This is a genomic window from Psychrobacter cryohalolentis K5 (assembly GCF_000013905.1).
In the GTDB taxonomy this organism is placed as follows: domain Bacteria; phylum Pseudomonadota; class Gammaproteobacteria; order Pseudomonadales; family Moraxellaceae; genus Psychrobacter; species Psychrobacter cryohalolentis.
In genome coordinates this window covers 2,915,647-2,934,688 of the sequence record NC_007969.1, presented here as the reverse complement: position 1 = coordinate 2,934,688, position 19,042 = coordinate 2,915,647, and the positions used below count along the sequence as shown (strand labels likewise).

Sequence of the window (19,042 nt, the reverse complement as noted above, 5' to 3'; positions counted from 1 at the left end):
AGTCATTCATTTGAGTTGTTAATAACAGCTACTAAAGTTAGCCATTAAATTCATTTAGTAAAAATTTAACCACTATTATTTAGCCACCAATTATCAGCATAAATGCTTATTGATTGATAGTCATATTAGTTCAAGAGTTATTTATGTTCAGGATCTATAACAACGATAAGGAAGCTACCATGAGTGATATTTTTAATGTAAAAGACACTATTACGGTCGATAGCAAGGACCATACCTATTATAGTCTACCCAAGCTAACTGAGACTTACGAAAACATCAGCAAGTTACCATTTTGCATGAAAGTCGTTTTAGAAAACTTATTGCGTAATGAAGATGACGGGCAGTCTGTTGGCAAAAACCACATCGAAGCGGTCGCCAATTGGGATGCAGGCGCAGAAGCGTCAAAAGAAATAGCCTTTATGCCAGCCCGTGTTGTCCTGCAAGATTTCACTGGTGTGCCATCAGTAGTCGATTTGGCAGCGATGCGCGATGCCGTCGTTGAGCTTGGCGGCAAAGCTGAGCAAATTAACCCGTTTATCCCAAGTGAATTGGTCGTCGATCACTCAGTACAAGTCGATGCTTATGGCCGCGAAGATGCCATAGATCTTAACGAAAAGATTGAGTTTAAGCGTAATAATGAGCGCTATGAATTTCTGCATTGGGGCAAGAATGCCTTTAAAAACTTCGTTGTCGTGCCACCAGCCACAGGTATTGTGCATCAGGTCAACTTAGAGTACTTGGCCCGTGTGGTAATGGCTGCAGATGTCGACGGTGAGCTGACCGCTTATCCTGATACGGTATTTGGTACTGACAGTCACACTACTATGATTAATGGTATTGGTGTACTTGGTTGGGGCGTGGGCGGTATTGAAGCGGAAGCGGCAATGCTTGGTCAGCCATCATCAATGCTCATCCCACAAGTGGTTGGTTTTGAGCTAAAAGGTAAGTTAACCGAAGGCGTTACTGCAACGGATTTAGTGTTACGCGTCGTTGAGATGCTGCGTGCGCATGGCGTGGTTGGTAAGTTCGTCGAATTTTATGGCGAAGGCTTACACAGTATGCCACTTGCAGATCGTGCCACCATTGCCAATATGTCACCAGAATATGGTGCAACGTGCGGTATTTTCCCGATTGACCAAATGGCGATTGATTATCTACGTCTATCAGGTCGTGATGAAGCACAAATCGAGTTGGTTGAAAAATATGCCAAGGCACAAGGCTTATGGCATGATGCAGATACGCCAGCAGCGACCTACTCAAGTAAGTTGGAATTGGATTTATCATCAGTACAGCCCGCACTTGCTGGTCCGAACTTGCCACAACAGCGTATTAATCTATCTGATATGCATGAAAAATTTGGCGAAACCTTGACGGCGATGACCAAAGACCGTAAGAAAGAAGTTGAAGCCAAGGTTCGCTTCGATGAAGAAGGCGGTAAGCAAGAGCAAGCAAAAACGCTCGCGGCAAAACCTAATCCTTTTTGCGCGGAAGGCAGTACTTATTGCACGGTCAAAATCGAAGATGAAGAGTATAGATTGCGTGATGGTTCTGTCGTTATCGCGGCAATTACTTCTTGTACCAATACCTCAAACCCAGCAGTGATGATTGGCGCAGGTTTGGTTGCGAAAAAAGCCGCTGCAAAAGGTCTAACGGCTAAACCATGGGTTAAAACTTCACTGGCTCCAGGGTCAAAAGTAGTAACTGATTACCTTGAAAAAGCCGAATTGATGGATGAGCTAGAGAAAATAGGCTTCTACCTAGTTGGTTATGGCTGTACCACTTGTATCGGTAACTCAGGTCCGTTATTAGGGGCGATTGAAGGGGCTATCGAAGAAGGTGATTTGGTTGCCGCTGCTGTACTATCAGGTAACCGTAACTTTGAAGGTCGTATTCACTCACATGTAAAAGCCAGCTACTTGGCGTCACCGCCATTGGTTGTTGCTTATGCCCTAGCAGGTACTGTCGATATTGACTTGACCACGCATCCGCTAGGACAAGACCAAGAAGGCAATGATGTATTCCTAAAAGACATCTGGCCAACGTCAGAAGAAATTAACGAGCTAATTGCCAATAATATCGACGCGGATATGTTCCGTAAAAACTATGGCGAAGTGTTTGACGGTAGTGCAGCATGGAACGCCATTAGCTCAGCCGATAGCCAGCTGTATCCATGGAGCGAAGAGTCTACGTACATTAAGAACCCACCGTTCTTCGATGGCATGACCATGGAGCCGGAAGGTATCCCTGATATCGAAGGCGCGCGTATCTTAGGGTTGTTCGGTGATTCAATCACCACCGATCATATCTCACCAGCTGGTAATATCGATGCTGATTCTCCTGCGGGTAAGTACTTGCAAGGGCGTGGTGTGATGGAAGCTGACTTCAACAGTTATGGCTCACGCCGTGGTAATGATGCGGTCATGACTCGTGGTACCTTTGCCAATATCCGTATCAAAAACGCCATGATGGCTGGCAAAGAGGGCGGTTATACCTATTACTTCAATGGCGATAGCGCCACGTTACAAGATGGTCAAGAAATGGCTATCTATGATGCGGCGATGAAGTATAAAGAAGATAAACGTCCGCTCGTGGTACTTGGCGGTGCAGAATATGGCTCTGGCTCTAGCCGTGACTGGGCCGCGAAGGGAACGATTCTACTCGGCGTGAAAGCGGTACTGACCAGCTCGTTTGAGCGTATTCACCGCTCAAATCTAGTCGGTATGGGTGTTTTGCCATTGACTTTTAAAGACGGTGAAAATGCAGCGACCTATAATCTAGATGGTTCTGAAGTCCTTAGTATCACAGGTCTAGATAATGGCGAAAGCAAAACAGCCAAAGTTACGGCCACACGTGCCGATAGCTCAACTGAGAGCTTTGACGTCAATGTCATGTTACAGACGCCAAAAGAGCGCGAGTATGTGCGTCATGGCGGTGTATTGCACTATGTGCTACGTCAGTTAGCTGCTGAGAGTAAAGACGCAGCATAGTCATTTATTAGACCTAGTATGGTAAAGAGCCCAATCATATGATTGGGCTCTTTTATGCAATATTATCGTGCTTAGGTAATTTTATTGCTCAACCTTTCTCAGTCAGCAGCTTGACTCCCATGCCGATAAATATCACACCGCTTATTCTATTTAAAATTACTTCAATAGTAGGATTCTTACGCAGATTTTCACTGAACTTTGACGACAGTAATGCCAAGCACGAGAACCACATAAAACCGGTCGTGGCAAAAGTTAGCCCAAGACCTAAAAAAGACAACATACTATTACCGTAACTCGAGTCGATAAACTGTGGGAAGAACGCTAAAAAGAATAATGCTACTTTTGGATTAAAGGTATTAGTTATAACCCCTTGCTTATATATCTGCCACCTATCTAACGGTCGAGTAGAGGCTAATTTTTCTTCAATGGGTAAATTACTGGCAAGTAAAGGTGCTGGTTTGCTAGTCAGCATTTTAAAGCCTAGATAGCATAAGTAGCTTGCGCCAATATATTTCACTAGCGTAAATGCAAATGGTGAATTGGCTAATAGGACGGACAACCCGAGCGCAGCCAGCAAAGTATGTACTAAAATACCAGAGATAATACCGAATACAGAGTAGAATCCTGCAGTCTGTCCCTGTGACATACTACGAGTAATGATATACATGCTATCTGTTCCGGGTGTTATATTTAATAAAATGGCAGCAAGGATAAATCCCAGATAATTTTCAATACCAAACATAGCCAATACCTCCTTGTGATAGCAATTCAGCTCAACATTTTATAGAGCGCCTTTACATTGCATTCTATCAATATTCCTAATGGTATATATAGCCTTGCTAGCATTTTTCAGAAATGACAGACATAAAAAAGCCCAGTCACCGTATGATGACTGGGCTTTTTTATTGTTCGCTTATTAGTCTAATCTGATGCTAAGCAAAAGTGCTAATAAGTGACGCCGTATAGTGGCGTCCCCAGGGGGATTCGAACCCCCGTTACCGCCGTGAAAGGGCGGTGTCCTAGGCCTCTAGACGATGGGGACGCATAGAGTGTTATAACCAGTGGTTACAACGGTACTTCACAATATCAGATAGCTTATCTATTAATAACAGAGCAAGCATTGCCTAGGTGCTGATATCGTCCTACTAGCGAGTATTTATGTTAAAGTTTCAGTGAACTGAGCTTTGCAATAAATAGTATGGTGGAGCTAAACGGAGTCGAACCGTTGACCCCTTGCATGCCATGCAAGTGCTCTACCAACTGAGCTATAGCCCCTCGCTAAGAGTGTGCGTATTTTATGTAAGACCAGCAGTCTTGTCAACTGCTATTTTAAAAATAATGCATAAATATGCAAAAAAAAGCGTTTAAAGCCATTTTAGCTGCTTAATAAGCTTAAATTAACGTGGATTTTGCTTGATGGCAATCTCTTTTAGGGCTTTATCGGTAAAGAATTCTTCTTCAGTACCATCTGAAAAAATAACTGCACCGCATTCTGTGGGGATATATTGCCCACCTTTTAGTTGTACTGTGCTGATACCTTTAAAACCAATGATGTCAGATTCTTTCAATCGATCGACATTATGATTGATATAACTGCAATAAGAGCTATATATCCACTTTAAGTCATCAAAATCTTGACCGGTAGTGAGGGTCAACTTGGTATCGTATAGCTCTTTTACGATGGCATCGTAGTATTTCTGCGCTTCTTTTAGCGTGTTAAAGACATAATCTTTACTTTCTATTGTGACGGTCTTGGCTACCATTTTTATTTCCAATTTAAATATTAAATAAAGAATCAGTATTCGTATGCAAATGCTGAGATTCACGTAAAGAGGGGTCAGTATTAGTCTGACCCCTCTTTTTTATTCACTAATAATGTTATGAATCAACAATGTTATTAACAAACAACTAAGAAACTATTCTGCTGCCAAAAAGTCTGGCAATTCTGCTGCTTGTTTCTCTAGTTTTTTGAGTTTCTTTTTACCGAGGCCACCCAGCACGTCAACCGCATGACGCAAGCGTGTCAGCGTCATATCAGCACCAATAATCGCCATAGAGTTCATGACAGGCGTCGATGAGGTGCTACCAGCGATAGCGATAAAGAACGGCGCCATAAAGTCACGCATTTTAATATCAAGATGTGCAGCAAGGCCTTTTAGCGTGGCGTAGATGTTTTCTTCTGACCAAGTAGGCAAGACTTCTAGCTGCCATAATGACAGCTGTAGCATATCCATGATTTGCTCAGGTGTGAGCGACTTATGAGTAAAGCTCTCAGCGTTGATATCAGGTAAGTTTTGAAAATAGAAGCCACTCCAATTGACCGCATCAGATAACAATTCGATACGTGGTTGAATTGCCGCTGCGATAGCGGTTAGCTTGTCACTGTTGCTTGCCCATTCAAGGATTTTATTTTTTAGCTCTTCTGGCGTGAGTGCACGTAGCCATTCAGAATTGAGCCAGTTGAGTTTCTCGATATCGAAAATAGGGCCGCCAAGCGACACACGCTGAATATCAAAGCTGGCAATCATTTCCTCTAAGGTAAACTGCTCCGCTTCGTCAGGCATTGAGTAGCCCATACGACCGAGATAGTTTAGCAACGCTTCAGGGAGTACGCCCGCATCACGATAATAGGTGATAGACGTTGGATTTTTACGCTTAGACAGTTTTGATTTATCTGGGTTACGCAGTAATGGCATGTGGCAAAGTACAGGCATCTCCCAACCAAAATACTCATAAAGCAACTGATGCTTAGGCGCAGAATTCAACCATTCTTCACCACGCATCACATGACTGATATCCATCAAATGGTCGTCGACGACATTGGCTAAATGGTATGTTGGCATGCCGTCTGTTTTTAGCAGTACTTGCATGTCGACTTGGGTCCAAGGAATCTCAACCGTACCGCGTAGCATGTCTTGCACTTGACAGACGCCTTCGGTAGGCACGCGCATACGGATGACGTGCGGTTTGCCCTCAGCGACCAATTGCTCGGTTTTTTCTGCGGCTAAATGCGCACAGCGACCATCATAACGTGGGGTCTCGCCATTGGCCATTTGCTCAGCACGCATGGCATCAAGCTCTTCACTGCTACAAAAGCAGCGAAACGCATGATCGTTTTCTATCAGCTGCTCGGCGTGCTTTTTGTAAATATCACTACGCTCGCTTTGACGATAAGGCGCGTGCGGACCGCCGATATCTGGACCTTCCGCCCAGTCGAGACCGACCCAACGTAGTGCATCCAAAATCATTTTTTCAGATTGCTCTGTCGAGCGCGTTTGGTCGGTGTCTTCAATACGCAAAATAAATTCGCCGCCATGAGCCTTGGCAAAGGCTAAATTAAACAGTGCGATATAAGCAGTGCCAACGTGCGGGAAGCCAGTAGGCGAAGGGGCAATACGGGTACGAACAGGGCGTATGCTATTAGTAGAAGTAGATGGTTGCATCATAAAAATCTCAGAATGTTGTTGTTAATGAATGGGACGGTCAAAACTAGTAGTGAAAAGTGAAAATATGGACGAAAGAATGGCAGTCAACGTTGAAAAATAGCGTAAAATATAGCGCTAGTATAACAGAGAGATGGGATATTTTTAACGAAATGCCCTTCTAGCGCTTGACTACCCGTGTATCCTTGCGATAATAATGTTAGGTAAGTCATAACTTGTTTATTTTCATCTGATTTTTTACTATTACTGGTCAATTTGACCATCATCTATTGAGTTGTTTGTGTCCATATCGAATAGTAAGCCAAAAAATACGCCAAATGCTAATCACAATCCTTCTGACCCTGATCATTCTATGTCAGCGGCGAGTCTGTTTTCTGAAGAAAGCACTTCTACTCAAAAACTTATGCAAGAGCCTAGTGAAGATCAAGCTACGTCTGACGAATTGAGTTTTGTCCATGATGCGGTGCTATTGCAAGAAGCAGTCGCCGCAGTGTTGGGTGTCAAAGCGCTACCGAAGCAGACAGACGACGAAAGTCAAAATAGCTTGCAAGCAAGCGGTATCTATGTCGATGCTACCTTTGGTCGTGGTGGCCATAGTCGCTTGCTATTAAGCCAGCTTGCCGATGATGCAACTTTGATTGTTTTTGATAAAGACCCAACAGCCATTAGCGTTGCTCGTGAATTGGCAAATAGCGACAGTCGCGTAAAAGTGGTACATGATAGCTTTGCGACGTTAACAGACAGTCTTGCTGCAATGAGAATCACTCAAGTTGACGGCTTAATGGCAGACTTGGGTATCTCGTCACCACAAATTGATGATGGCAGTCGTGGTTTTAGTTTTATGCGCGATGGCGCGGTCGATATGCGTATGGATACCAGCCGCGGGCAGTCAGTTGCTGAGTGGCTTGAGACGGTCGATGATGAAACCTTGGCCAATGTCCTTTATGAGTTTGGCGAAGAGCGTCACAGTCGCCGTATCGCTCGTGCCATTAAGCAAATGGACAGTTACGACTCTACTTTAGCATTGGCTGAAGTGATAAAAGTTGCCCATCCAAACTGGCAACGCGGCAAGCATCCAGCGACCCAGAGCTTTCAGGCGATGCGGATTTTTATTAACAACGAGCTTGGTGATGTCGATAACTTTTTAGAGCAAAGTATTCCGATATTAAAGGTAGGCGGACAGCTAGCAGTGATTAGTTTTCACTCGTTAGAAGATCGCCGTATCAAGCAGTTTTTGCAGCGTCATAGTAAAGGGCAATATCCAGAAGATGAGAATTTGCCGATGCCACCCAAGCGTCCACGTTACTTTAGTAAGCCAAAACGCGTCGGTCCTAGTAAAGCAGAGATAAGTCATAACCCACGCTCGCGTAGTGCATGGTTACGCATGGCAACACGTACTGATGCTGACTATGTAGCAGATATTCATCCATGAATGCCATTATTAACTTATGTGGTTTAAATATGACTGAATGTTTTAATGATTACGCGGCTGTTAAAAAGCTGTAAACATTATCTGCTAGGCTCAGCAGTTACTTTTTTGCTTGGTATTGTTTTTATTGATGGTGCTGATGGCTTATAAGAGTTTTATAACTCGTAAATGGTTATCGCTTTTTATATTTTGAAGTTCACTTTTTTGAGATTGTCATGGCAATATCCGACAAACCTGCAAACCGCCGCGCCGCAACGCCATCAAATACCGATGTTGGCGCCTTATTTGTGCGTAAATTTAAAATATCAAATATCTATGTAGCTATATTGGTACTGTTGGCGGCTGGTATTGTATGGAGTGGCATCAAAACGGCTGAAGGTGTTCAGCAATATCATCAGGATTATAAAACCTTGCAAGACATGAAAAAACAAGAGCGAAAACTACAAGTTGAGCATCAGCGTCTGCTTATTGAACAACAGACCTTTAGTGCGACGCCGCAGATTGCCAGTCGTGCCGTTGCTGAGCTTGGGATGTTTTCGCCGACACTCAAAGATAAGCTGATTATCCAGCCAGGTGCTGCGACAGCAGTTGCACTCGTGGACCCTGATGCCAGTACTCCAGACACTTTAACGACGAATGATTCTGATGTTTTCGAAGCTGATGCTGTGAGCGATGCACCCGTTAAGGCTGCTGCTACCGATTCTGACCTAGCGGAGGCAGGACAATGAGCGATAAAAAACCCAGTGCTAAAGCGACCAGCAAAAAACCCGCCAGCGGCAAGGTTACTAAGCCACTACGCCGTGCTAGTGCGGCCAAATCTGGGCAAACGAGTAGCAAGCCTGACCATAAATCAGATGATGGCCGTAAAGCCAAGCTATTTGGTCGCTTAAAAAAGAATGAAGAACAGGGTGCTTATACCAGTGTCAAAAATCTAAAAAGCAAAAGATCAATTTTGGGAAAAGCATCTGGTGCTTCCTCTCGCGGCGGTGTCGAACAAGATAAGAACCGTTTCCGTTTGATTTGGGGTATAGCGCTGCTTATTTTGGTGGCACTTATCGGTCGTGCTTACTATATTCAAATTGCCAATACTCAGTTTTATCAAGATAAAGGCAATGAGCTCATCACCAGTGTACGCACGCAAAAATCCTATCGTGGCATGATTACGGATCGCAACGATTTGCCATTGGCTGTCAGTGCACCACTTGCGACAGTCTCTTTTAGCCCGCATGACTATGCCCGTGAATACTACGAGCTTAAGCGTATTATTATCACCAATCCTGAAAGTCCGCAGCTTATCGCACGTATGCAAAAGCGCTTAGACAATATGGATTTGACGACGCTTGCGGCGGCTGCCAACATCTCAGCCGATGAGCTAAAAAGAGTGACAGCTATCGACCCTACTATTGATGTAACGGATGAGGTGGCAGTCAAAGCAGCGCTGCCATCGGGTGCAGGCTCGCATTATTTGCCACTATTAAATAAAGTAACGCCGGAGATTGCAGAAAGCGTTAGCTCGCTTGATTTTCCTGGTGTTAATGAGAAAAACTTTTTTCAGCGCTATTATCCGCAGCCACAGCCTAACTCGCAACTACTAGGTTTCATGGGACAAAATGCCAACGATCCTGAAGGTGGTTATGAAGGACGTGCTGGTATCGAACGTCAGTATGAGAAAGATCTGGCGGGTGATGATGGTAAGGTTTTGGTGCTCAAAGATGCCAAACAAAACAGTCTTAAAGAAATCAAACAGGTTGAACCAGAAGTACCAGGTAAAGATGTGACATTGACCATTGATTCGCGTTTGCAATATTTGCTTTATAAAGAGCTAGAAAAAGCGGGGCGTTTGCAAAAAGCGCGCTGGTCGACAGGTATGGTAGTCGATGTACAAACTGGTGAAGTACTTGCGCTATCGACATGGCCGTCATTTAACTCTAATAATCTGAATGAGATGACGGGTGAAAATCAGCGTAACCGTGCGCTCCTTGATGTCTTTGAACCCGGTTCAGTCATGAAGCCATTCACCGTTGCTGCGGCTTTAGATTCAGGGAAATACACTGCCACTACTTTAATCGATACCAATCCTGGCTCTATCCGTGTCCGTGGTTATACGATTCGTGACCATAATAATCTAGGGCGGATCACGATGGCAACGCTACTACAGAAATCTAGTAACGTCGCCTCGACCAAGATTGCTTTGTCTCTACCGGCTGACGGCATTACCAATATGCAAAGACAGTTTGGCTTTGGGGCAAAAACACCACTGCAATTTCCAGGTGAAGGCAGTGGGCTTGTGGTGACACCAGAAGAAAAAGAAACTTCGAGACGGGCAACGGTCAGTTATGGCTATGGTATACAGGTAACACTGGCACAGATAGCACAAGCTTATTCAGCGCTGGCGGCAGGTGGCGTCATGCATCCGCTAACGTTGAATAAAAATGACAAAGCGCTACCAAGCAAACGTATTATGGCGCATGAACAAGCGATGGCCATCGTACAGATGATGGAAAGTGTCACAGAAGACGGCGGTACGGCTAAAGGTGCGGCTATTGATGGTTACCGCGTTGCTGGTAAAACAGGAACCTCGCGCCGTATCAATCCAAAAGGTGGCTACTATACTGACCAGTATCGTAATGTCTTTGCGGGTATGGCACCAGCTTCTAATCCAAAACTGGTCGGTGTCATGTTAATCGAAGACCCGCGTGGTCAGATTTATGCTGGTTTAACCGTGGCTCCTGTTTTCCATAATGTCATGAAAGAGGCACTACGTTTATATAATGTGCCTTTAGATAAGCCGCTCAAAACCGAAGCTCAATAGATATAAAAGTAAATTTTTTAATATCCACCTCTTAACTATTTGATGTGTTTTAACCGTTTAGGATTTGCCAATGACCCTGTCTACCTCGTCGCCAAGCAGTATCACAGTTACCTTGCAACAGCTGCTTGCAGCTAGTAGCAGCGACGATAGACATAGTCTACAGCAGGTATTTACAGCGAATATGACCGCAGCTGTTAGCGAGTCATCGCATCAAATAACCGCTGTTCAACTGGATGCGGTGATCAATATTCCATTCCAGCAGTTCTGTTTAGACAGCCGTCAACTAGCCAGCAACGACGTGTTCGTCTTGTTAAAAAGCCATACGCCAAATTGCCAAAAAAGCCGTGACCACCTTTATCAAGCCGCTAACAATGCGGCTTTTATCCTATCAGAAATAGATCCTAGGGCTTTACTTAACACGACTAGTGTATCAAATCATGCCGATATCACCTTACCAAATGATAGTACTGCTAAAGCGCAGCAGCAATTAGTAGCACTGCCTTGCCCCGTTTTACATGTGCCCAACATTCGTGATTTTTTAGGGACACTCATTCAAGCACGTTTGCAGTATCAGCAGCCCGTGACATTACCAACTGTCATAGCCGTGACGGGCACCAATGGCAAAACCACCATTAGCCAATTGGTGGCACAATTGACGCAGCTGACAGGTATGAGCAGCGCAGTCATGGGCACGGCAGGTAATGGTAGGTTTGGTGCTTTGGTGCAAGCCAGCCATACCACGGGAGATGTTTTAGCGGTCCAGCAGTTTTTGTATCAAATGGGCAAAGAAGGTGCTGAACTACTAGCATTGGAAGCCAGCTCACATGGTTTAGATCAGCAGCGTCTGCAAGGTATGCCAGTGTCGGTGGCGATTTATACCAACCTGAGTCGCGATCATTTAGATTATCATGCTGATATGGCAGAGTACGCGGCAGCTAAAGCCAAGTTGTTTGATAAAGCCCATTTTCCGGATTTGACCCATGCCATTATCAATATCGATGACGAGCATGCCCAGATTATGCTTGACACCGCACACGCTAGCAATTTGACCGTTTGGACATACAGCTTAGATTCACTAAAAACAGCTACCTTCGTCGCCGCTAACATCACGCCAAGTTTACGAGGTGTAGAGATCAGCCTGCGTACAGATTTCGACGATGGGACAATGAATCATTTAGATATCGTTAGCCCATTATTGGGACGTTTTAACGTGGCGAATTTACTTGCTGCTATGGCAGCTGCTGTAGCTTTAGGCATTAGCCTTGAGCATATTGCCGCAGTGGTGCCGCAGTTACAAGGTGCGGTTGGGCGTATGCAGCGTGTACCATCGAATGATGGTTGTTTCATCGTCGATTATGCTCACACCCCTGATGCCTTAAGTCAGGTGCTTGCCAGTCTCAAAACTCATTGTAAAGGCCAGCTATGGGCAGTGTTTGGCTGCGGTGGCGACCGTGATGCGGGCAAACGTCCTTTGATGGCGCAAGCAGGATTGGCAGGCGCGGATAAAGTCGTGTTAACGGCAGACAATCCACGTACTGAAGACCCCAACGCGATTTTGCAAGATATGCAGGTAGGGATGAGCACTGAGCAATATCAGCGTACCCATATTGAGCCTGCGCGCCAAGCAGCGATTGAGTATGCGGTCAATCAAGCAGCGGCTGATGATATCGTCGTTATTGCTGGCAAGGGTCATGAGACCTATCAAGAGATTAATCATGTTCGTTATGATTTTGACGACAGTGTTATTTTGCAAAATGCCTTAAAACAAGCAGGGCGCGTATAGCATTTATAGATAAATAATAGCGCTTACAGTTAGTTTTTCATGCTATCTAAAAAGTATTAGTCGTTAACTATAAAAAATAAATAAATAAGTAAGTAGTCATCATATATAAGGTAATCATTATGACAGCCGACAACGATAACAGCATTCAGTCGCAAGGGCTGTATGTTTGGCAAGAAGACAATCTGCTCGCAGCAACCGCAGCACTCGACGGGCATTGGCAGCTGAGTGAGGAACAATCCGGCTCAAAAAACGATGTAATGAGCACTCGTATTGCCACCGACACCCGTACGATAAAGCCTGGTGATATATTTTTAGCGTTAACGGGTGACAATTTTGATGGTCACGATTATCTCGATACTGCCATTGCACAAGGTGCGGTTGCGGCTATCGTCGCCCGCCCTATTGCTACAGCTGATGCAAATAGTATTCCGCAGTTAGTGGTGAGCGATACCCGTTTAGCGTTAGGGCAATTGGCTGCGTATCGTCGTCAGCAGCATCAAAATTTAACCGTCATTGCTATTACTGGCTCTAGTGGTAAGACCACCTGTAAAGAGATGCTCGGTAGTATCTTTGGCAGACTTGCCCCAACGCTTATCACGCGTGGCAACCTAAATAATGATTTGGGTGTGCCGATGATGTTGCTCGAATTATCCGACCATCATCGCTATGCCATCCTAGAGCTTGGCGCAAACCATATTGGCGAAATTGCTTATACTACGGAGATTGTCCAGCCAGATGTTGCGTGTATTTTAAATATTGGCACGGCGCATTTGGGTGAGTTTGGCAGCCGTGAAGGGATTTGCCAAACCAAGGCTGAGATTTACCATACCTTGAATGACAGCCAATTTGCGATCGTTCCTGATAAAGATGATTTTACCAATCAATTACGCCGTATCGCTGAAAAGCATACATCACACGTGATTGGCTTTGGTAGTACTGATGTCAGTGCCAGCCATTTAGATGTCGAGCCTGAGCGCAGTGAATTTAAGCTGCATATAGGCAATCAAGTCCATGATATCAACTTGCCACTAGCGGGCGAGCACAATGTCAATAATGCTTTAGCCGCTGCTGCCTGTGCCCATGCATTAAATATTGAAGTTAGTGATATCGTCGTTGGACTTGAAAATGCGCGTCCTGCCAAAGGTCGCTTGAACAGTCAGCTGTTAGGCATGCATCGACTGATTGATGATACTTATAATGCCAATCCACATTCGGTGCGAGCTGCAGCAAAAGTATTGGCAGCACAAACGGGCACGCAAGTCATGGTGCTGGGCGATATCGCAGAACTGGGAGAGGCGGCGGTTAGCGAGCATCAAAGCTTGGGTCGTACCATTGCGACCACAGGTATTAATGTACTGCTTTGCGTTGGTGAATATGCCCCTTATACAGTCGAAGGTGCGCAGGAGATTTCTGATATCAATGCCTATGCGTTTACCGATAAAGACAGTTTATTGGCGTACTTGAAACCTTATTTGCAAGCGCAGCAGGCGCAACCTTGTACGGTGTTGTTTAAAGGTTCTCGTTCCATGGAAATGGAAACACTTATCAATGCGCTAGTCGAGGAGTAGGCAGTGTTAGTTTGGTTGTTTAGCTGGCTTGGTCATTATTATGCCCCGTTTTATGCGGTTTCTTCTTTGACGCTGCGCGCGTTACTGGCGGTCGTTACCGCCCTTGCTTTTAGCATGGTTTTTGGTAATCGCGTTATTCGACGTTTGCGTGCACTTAAGTACGGTCAGGCGATTCGTAATGATGGACCACAGTCGCATTTGGTCAAAACTGGCACCCCGACCATGGGTGGGGTGCTGATTTTGAGCGCAATTGGGGTATCAACCTTACTTTGGGCGCGTTTGAATAATCCGTATGTCTGGATTTTGCTCATTGTCATGATTATCTTTGGTGCGGTAGGCTGGGCGGATGATTGGCTCAAAATTAAATATAAGAACCCAAAAGGTCTAATTGCTCGCAAAAAATACTTTTGGCTATCCATGGGTGCATTATTCGTCGGCATTTCTTTATATTATATTGCCACACTGCAGCCAGATATTGCGACGACTCGCGAGATGCAGGATTTATTAATACCTATCTTTAAAGATTGGATGATTCCATTTTCGGCAGTGCCGTTTGGTATTGGCTTTATTATCTTTACTTACTTTGTGATTAATGGCGCCTCTAACGCGGTCAATTTAACTGATGGCTTGGATGGCTTGGCGATTTTGCCAGTGGTCTTGGTTGCTGCAGGCTTGGGCGCGATGGCATATGTCTCTGGTGACGTACGCTTTGCGGATTACTTGCACGTACCTTATATTGCCTACAATTCTGAGGTGATTATTGTCTGTGGCGCGATGATTGGCGCAGGGCTTGGCTTTTTATGGTTTAACGCCCATCCAGCGCAAGTGTTTATGGGTGATGTGGGTGCGCTGTCACTGGGCGCAATGCTCGGTACCATTGCGGTAATGACCCGTCAAGAAATCGCTTTCGCAATTATGGGCGGACTGTTCGTTGCAGAAGCATTGTCGGTAATGCTACAGGTTGGCTCATATAAGCTACGCAAAAAGCGCGTCTTTCGTATGGCACCGCTGCATCACCATTTTGAAGAGATTGGCTGGAAAGAAACCCAAGTGGTCGCAAGGTTTTGGATTATCGCCATTATCTTGGTTATCCTTGGCTTGATGACGTTAAAGCTGCGTTAGAACAGTAACTCAGATTAATCTCGATATTCTTCGTTAAAAAGCCATCTCAACAAGTTTGAGATGGCTTTTTTGTTTCCCATACTATCTTTTCTCATACCTTTTAACACTTAGCATGGCTGAATTTTGGTAAAATAACAGCCATATTGCTATGATTTGAGATGCCTGTGTCCTTATTTATTTGTCCCCTTTGCCAGTCGCCACTGCAGCCCGCAATCGATACATGGCGCTGTGATGGTAGCTTGCACCCAAAACAAACTGCGCATCCTTTTGATGTGGCGCGTCAGGGTTACGTTAATCTTCTACCTGTCCAACAAAAAAAATCTAAAGCACCGGGTGATAGTCAAGCGTCCATCGAGGCACGGAAACGGTTTTTAAATGCAGGGTATTATCAGCCATTACAGGCACTGATCTGCCAAAAAATAGTGGAATTGTTAGCAAAAAACGAGTTGCCATCTGAACAAACTGGTAAACCAGTCAATTGGCTGGATATCGGCTGCGGCGAAGGCTACTATACCGAAGCGATGGCTCAGACGGGTATGGATACACTTATTGCGGCGGATATTAGTAAACCTGCCATAGTAGAGCTTGCAAAAGCGAGCAAGGCAGCAAGTTCTCTTTGGAATCAGCAAGATAAGAACGATAGTATTAAAACAGCAGTGATTTATCCATTAGTAACCAGTGCTGCTCATTTGCCCTTGCGTGCGCAAAGGATCAATGGGATTAGCAGTATTTTTAGTCCCATTCTGCCAGAAGCGTTCAATGAAGTATTAAGCGATGAGGGTTATTTAATCATTGCTAAGCCAGATATCGGTCATTTAGCAACGATGCGTGAGGCTTTGTTTGACGATGTCCGTGAGCACGATTCTGACAAGTTTTTGCAGGAATTAGCGCCATATTTTACGCTGCTTAACACTTATAATGTCAGTACTGAGTTAAAATTATCAGCAGATGATTTGGCTGATTTGCTGACTATGACTCCTTATGCATATCGTGCGCATAGCGAAAAAAGACAAGCGTTACTAGCTTTAGTTGCAACCGAAACATTTGCAACTGAAGCCAAGTTTGTCATATATATTTTGCAGAAAACAACGAACTTATAAGTTTACTTATCGCTATGTCATCTTATCAAGACACTTCACAAAATAACCTGATGGGCTTAAAGTAAGAGGCTTATAAAACAGGACCCATCGTAGCAATGATGTTGTTCCAAATCCTAGAAGATAGTGGCCAGTTTTTGACCTCTTCACGTGTTACTTCGTCTGAGTCAGCGATATATTGGTATTGGCGCTCAATAATATCCGCCGTCAGCTTTTTATCGCTAAAAACAATGTTATTCTCATAATTCAGATCAAAGCTACGTAAGTCTAAATTGGTCGAGCCAATCAAGCTAATTTCACCATCAATCGTCAAGGTCTTCGCGTGTAACAAGCCTGGTTTATATTCATAAATTTTTACCCCCGCTTCGAGCAATTGCCAATAATAACTGCGACTGGTCGCGGCAACGATAAAGGAATCGTTATTTTTTGGAAAAACCATCGTCACTTCAACCCCGCGATAGGCAGTAGCGCATAAAATACTGACGAGTGAATAATCGGGCACGAAATAAGGCGTAGAGATAATCAGCGTCTCTTGCGCTTGGCTAATCAAAGCACCCAAAAACTGTGGCGTGGTACCGTGCCGCTGAGTAGGACCATCTGAAAAAACTTGGGCAGGAAAGCCATTAGGCTTTGGCGTGCTATCATAATAAAAGCTATCAAGCGAAGTATCTGGGTTTTCAATCAGCCAATCACTAGCAAATAACATCTGATTCTGCGCGACCACAGGTCCTTCGATACGCAGCATAATATCGACCCACGGCGCATATTTTGGCTTTACCATAAATTCAGGATCGGCGCAGTTACGACTACCAGAGTAGCCAATTTTGCCATCAATAACGGTAATTTTGCGGTGATTACGCAGATCAATACGGCTAAACAGCATTACTTTTACAAAGTTGGTTAGTGGGAGAGCTACACTGACTTGTACGCCAGCATCTTGCATTTCTTGCCATATCTTTGAGCTCACCATCTTCCGTGAGCCCATGCCATCAACCATTGCTCGACAAGTAACGCCGCGCTTTGCTGCTCGGATGAGAGCTTGCGCGGTATCAATACCCATGCCATCGACGAGCCAAATGTAATACAGCACATGGATATGGTCTGTTGCAGCATCAAAATCAGCAATCATGCGTCTGCGTGTTTCGCTTGCATCTGCCATGAGCTCTGCCTGATTACCCTCCATAGTATGAAAACCGGTGGCTTTTGCTGCATAAGCAAAGGAAGCTTGATAAGCGGGCTTGATCATCTTCTCTAACGTCGTCTCATGACCAAGAACGCTTGGACTATGAGTATTTAATCGCTTAATGATATCGTCGCGTTTTTGCCCAAAGTCATGACCCAAATGCACTTCACCAAACATCCAGTAAATCAGCACGCCAAAATAAGGTAAAATAAACAGAATGACAATCCATGCTAATCTAGCGGGCGAGGTCAAATCATGACGAGATAAGACCCGTAAAGAAATCAGTATCAGTAGGATAAAATGTATCGTCAACAAAATATCTACGATCATAACAGCGTCCCTTATTATTATTTTATCTAAAAAGTATCAATCGCTTTAACTAATCAAAAAGAGAAGTACTATGAAAACCGTCTAGTATTCTCCAAAAAGCCAACCGCTGACAAAGGCAAAGTACTCTCTAAACCACGCGTTATAGCGAATTGATAACGGAGTAGGACTGGCAAGCATAGTAGGTTGCACGTAGCCTTGATGCCGAGCGATGTTTGCGGCGCGAATAATATGAAAATCACTGGTCACGATAGCGATGGGCGCTTTGATAGAAATGCCTTTTGCCGCTAATATCTCTTGGCTATAAATAAGGTTTTCTGCTGTACTCGTGCTTTGACCTTCTTGCAAAATATGCTTAAGAGGAATGTCATATGTATCGTACAAGTAGGTTGCCATAATATAAGCTTCGCTATGTGTCTGACCAAAACCTATGCCACCGCTAGTAATGACTAGTGCGCCTTTTTGTGAATTGATAAGAGGCGCGGCAGTATCTAAGCGTTTGGCAAGTGTTGGTGTAGGTTTGCCTGCGACCGTACCTGACCCTAGCACAATGATGGCAGCGACTCTAGGTATGGGTTTAGCACTTTGTTTAATCTGCTGCTGTAATGCATAAACAAAAATACCAAAACTGATCAACCAGATAAAAAACACCATCCATAGCCCATACCACAGACGGCTTAACCAATTATTTTGGCAGATAAATCTTATTATATTACGCCAAAAAATACCATGAGCAACAAACACCATACCTACTAAAAAGGGTACAACAGAACCAAAATTTACCTTATCTACTGCCATCAAAATCGTACAGTCGACGATCATAAGGCTACCGATAATGGTTAATATAACTCGCACTGGCATCATGAAGTTTTTTGGCAGGGGTATACGATTGTTCAAAGGCAATATATTCAATGGATCTTCTATGGTGATATTAGTTTGGACGCTAGAGCGTGTCTGATAAGAGATTAATCGCTGCCATGATAACGCACCCTGTTTTGAGATAACGTCTTATTGTTGTTACTAGGAAAAGCAAATTTAACGATAAGGGTGGAAGAGAGAGTTAAAGCGGTTTAAGGTTGAAGAGATCATCCATTAATGTAAATTTAGTGATAAGAAAATAGTAGAAGGTGATATCAGAAAAACAAGCATGAGAAAACTATAAGATTTATCTTAACAGTTTTTGAGGGATATTTAGGAGGGGGTAGGACAGATTGGGAAAACTAGGAATTTCTAAGATTGGCGGTGAAGGAGGAAGTCAAACAGTGGTTATAAGTATTTGATTTTAATAAAT

13 protein-coding genes and 2 tRNA genes are annotated in these 19,042 nt (G+C 44.2%); 8 read left to right on the top strand and 7 right to left on the bottom strand.

The genetic code is table 11. The features are described 5' to 3' along the window. Window positions 1-179: 179 nt before the first annotated feature. Window positions 180-2,987, top strand: a complete 2,808-nt coding sequence (acnA, locus tag PCRYO_RS12225) for an aconitate hydratase AcnA (RefSeq protein ID WP_011514689.1) — start codon at window positions 180-182, stop codon at window positions 2,985-2,987. A gap of 88 nt (window positions 2,988-3,075) precedes the next feature. Here the strand turns inward: acnA and PCRYO_RS12220 are convergent, their stop codons facing one another. The 5 genes from PCRYO_RS12220 to gltX all read right to left on the bottom strand — a co-directional run bounded on the left by PCRYO_RS12220 (window position 3,076) and on the right by gltX (window position 6,433). Then, window positions 3,076-3,729 carry a LysE family translocator gene (locus PCRYO_RS12220; protein ID WP_011514688.1) on the bottom strand — a complete coding sequence of 218 codons (654 nt, stop codon included), beginning with the start codon at window positions 3,727-3,729 and terminating at the stop codon, window positions 3,076-3,078. Window positions 3,730-3,953: 224 nt separating this feature from the next. Next, a tRNA-Glu gene (locus tag PCRYO_RS12215) sits at window positions 3,954-4,029 on the bottom strand. Between the two features lie 157 nt (window positions 4,030-4,186). Next, window positions 4,187-4,262 (bottom strand) — tRNA-Ala (locus tag PCRYO_RS12210). A gap of 122 nt (window positions 4,263-4,384) precedes the next feature. Continuing rightward, window positions 4,385-4,750, bottom strand: coding sequence for a hypothetical protein (locus PCRYO_RS12205; protein WP_011514687.1), 366 nt, complete (start codon window positions 4,748-4,750; stop codon window positions 4,385-4,387). A 153-nt stretch (window positions 4,751-4,903) separates the two neighbouring features. Beyond that, the gene (gene gltX / locus PCRYO_RS12200) at window positions 4,904-6,433 is read right to left on the bottom strand and encodes a glutamate--tRNA ligase (protein ID WP_011514686.1); all 1,530 of its coding nucleotides are present in this window, start codon (window positions 6,431-6,433) and stop codon (window positions 4,904-4,906) included. 400 nt (window positions 6,434-6,833) lie between these two features. Between gltX and rsmH the strand changes: the two genes are divergently transcribed. From rsmH to PCRYO_RS12160, 7 genes are all read left to right on the top strand, one after another. Continuing rightward, window positions 6,834-7,862, top strand: coding sequence for a 16S rRNA (cytosine(1402)-N(4))-methyltransferase RsmH (rsmH, locus tag PCRYO_RS12190; protein WP_083759475.1), 1,029 nt, complete (start codon window positions 6,834-6,836; stop codon window positions 7,860-7,862). Between the two features lie 212 nt (window positions 7,863-8,074). After that, window positions 8,075-8,587 (top strand): cell division protein FtsL, encoded by a 513-nt coding sequence (locus PCRYO_RS12185; protein ID WP_011514684.1) that lies wholly within the window; start codon window positions 8,075-8,077, stop codon window positions 8,585-8,587. Next, a complete protein-coding gene (locus tag PCRYO_RS12180) occupies window positions 8,584-10,671 on the top strand; it encodes a peptidoglycan D,D-transpeptidase FtsI family protein (RefSeq protein ID WP_011514683.1) in 2,088 nt (695 codons plus the stop codon). Before PCRYO_RS12185 ends, PCRYO_RS12180 begins: the two co-directional genes overlap by 4 nt. Window positions 10,672-10,741: 70 nt before the next feature. Further along, window positions 10,742-12,454 carry a UDP-N-acetylmuramoyl-L-alanyl-D-glutamate--2,6-diaminopimelate ligase gene (locus PCRYO_RS12175; protein ID WP_011514682.1) on the top strand — a complete coding sequence of 571 codons (1,713 nt, stop codon included), beginning with the start codon at window positions 10,742-10,744 and terminating at the stop codon, window positions 12,452-12,454. Window positions 12,455-12,573: 119 nt separating this feature from the next. Further along, a complete protein-coding gene (gene murF / locus PCRYO_RS12170) occupies window positions 12,574-14,022 on the top strand; it encodes a UDP-N-acetylmuramoyl-tripeptide--D-alanyl-D-alanine ligase (protein ID WP_011514681.1) in 1,449 nt (482 codons plus the stop codon). Window positions 14,023-14,025: 3 nt separating this feature from the next. Then, a complete protein-coding gene (mraY, locus tag PCRYO_RS12165) occupies window positions 14,026-15,144 on the top strand; it encodes a phospho-N-acetylmuramoyl-pentapeptide-transferase (RefSeq protein ID WP_011514680.1) in 1,119 nt (372 codons plus the stop codon). 158 nt (window positions 15,145-15,302) lie between these two features. Continuing rightward, the gene (locus tag PCRYO_RS12160) at window positions 15,303-16,244 is read left to right on the top strand and encodes a putative RNA methyltransferase (RefSeq protein ID WP_011514679.1); all 942 of its coding nucleotides are present in this window, start codon (window positions 15,303-15,305) and stop codon (window positions 16,242-16,244) included. Window positions 16,245-16,314: 70 nt separating this feature from the next. Here the strand turns inward: PCRYO_RS12160 and cls are convergent, their stop codons facing one another. Next, window positions 16,315-17,754, bottom strand: a complete 1,440-nt coding sequence (gene cls / locus PCRYO_RS12155; protein WP_011514678.1) for a cardiolipin synthase — start codon at window positions 17,752-17,754, stop codon at window positions 16,315-16,317. Between the two features lie 81 nt (window positions 17,755-17,835). Beyond that, complete coding sequence (locus PCRYO_RS12150) at window positions 17,836-18,573, bottom strand: YdcF family protein (protein ID WP_105575702.1); 738 nt, start codon at window positions 18,571-18,573, stop codon at window positions 17,836-17,838. Window positions 18,574-19,042: the final 469 nt, after the last annotated feature.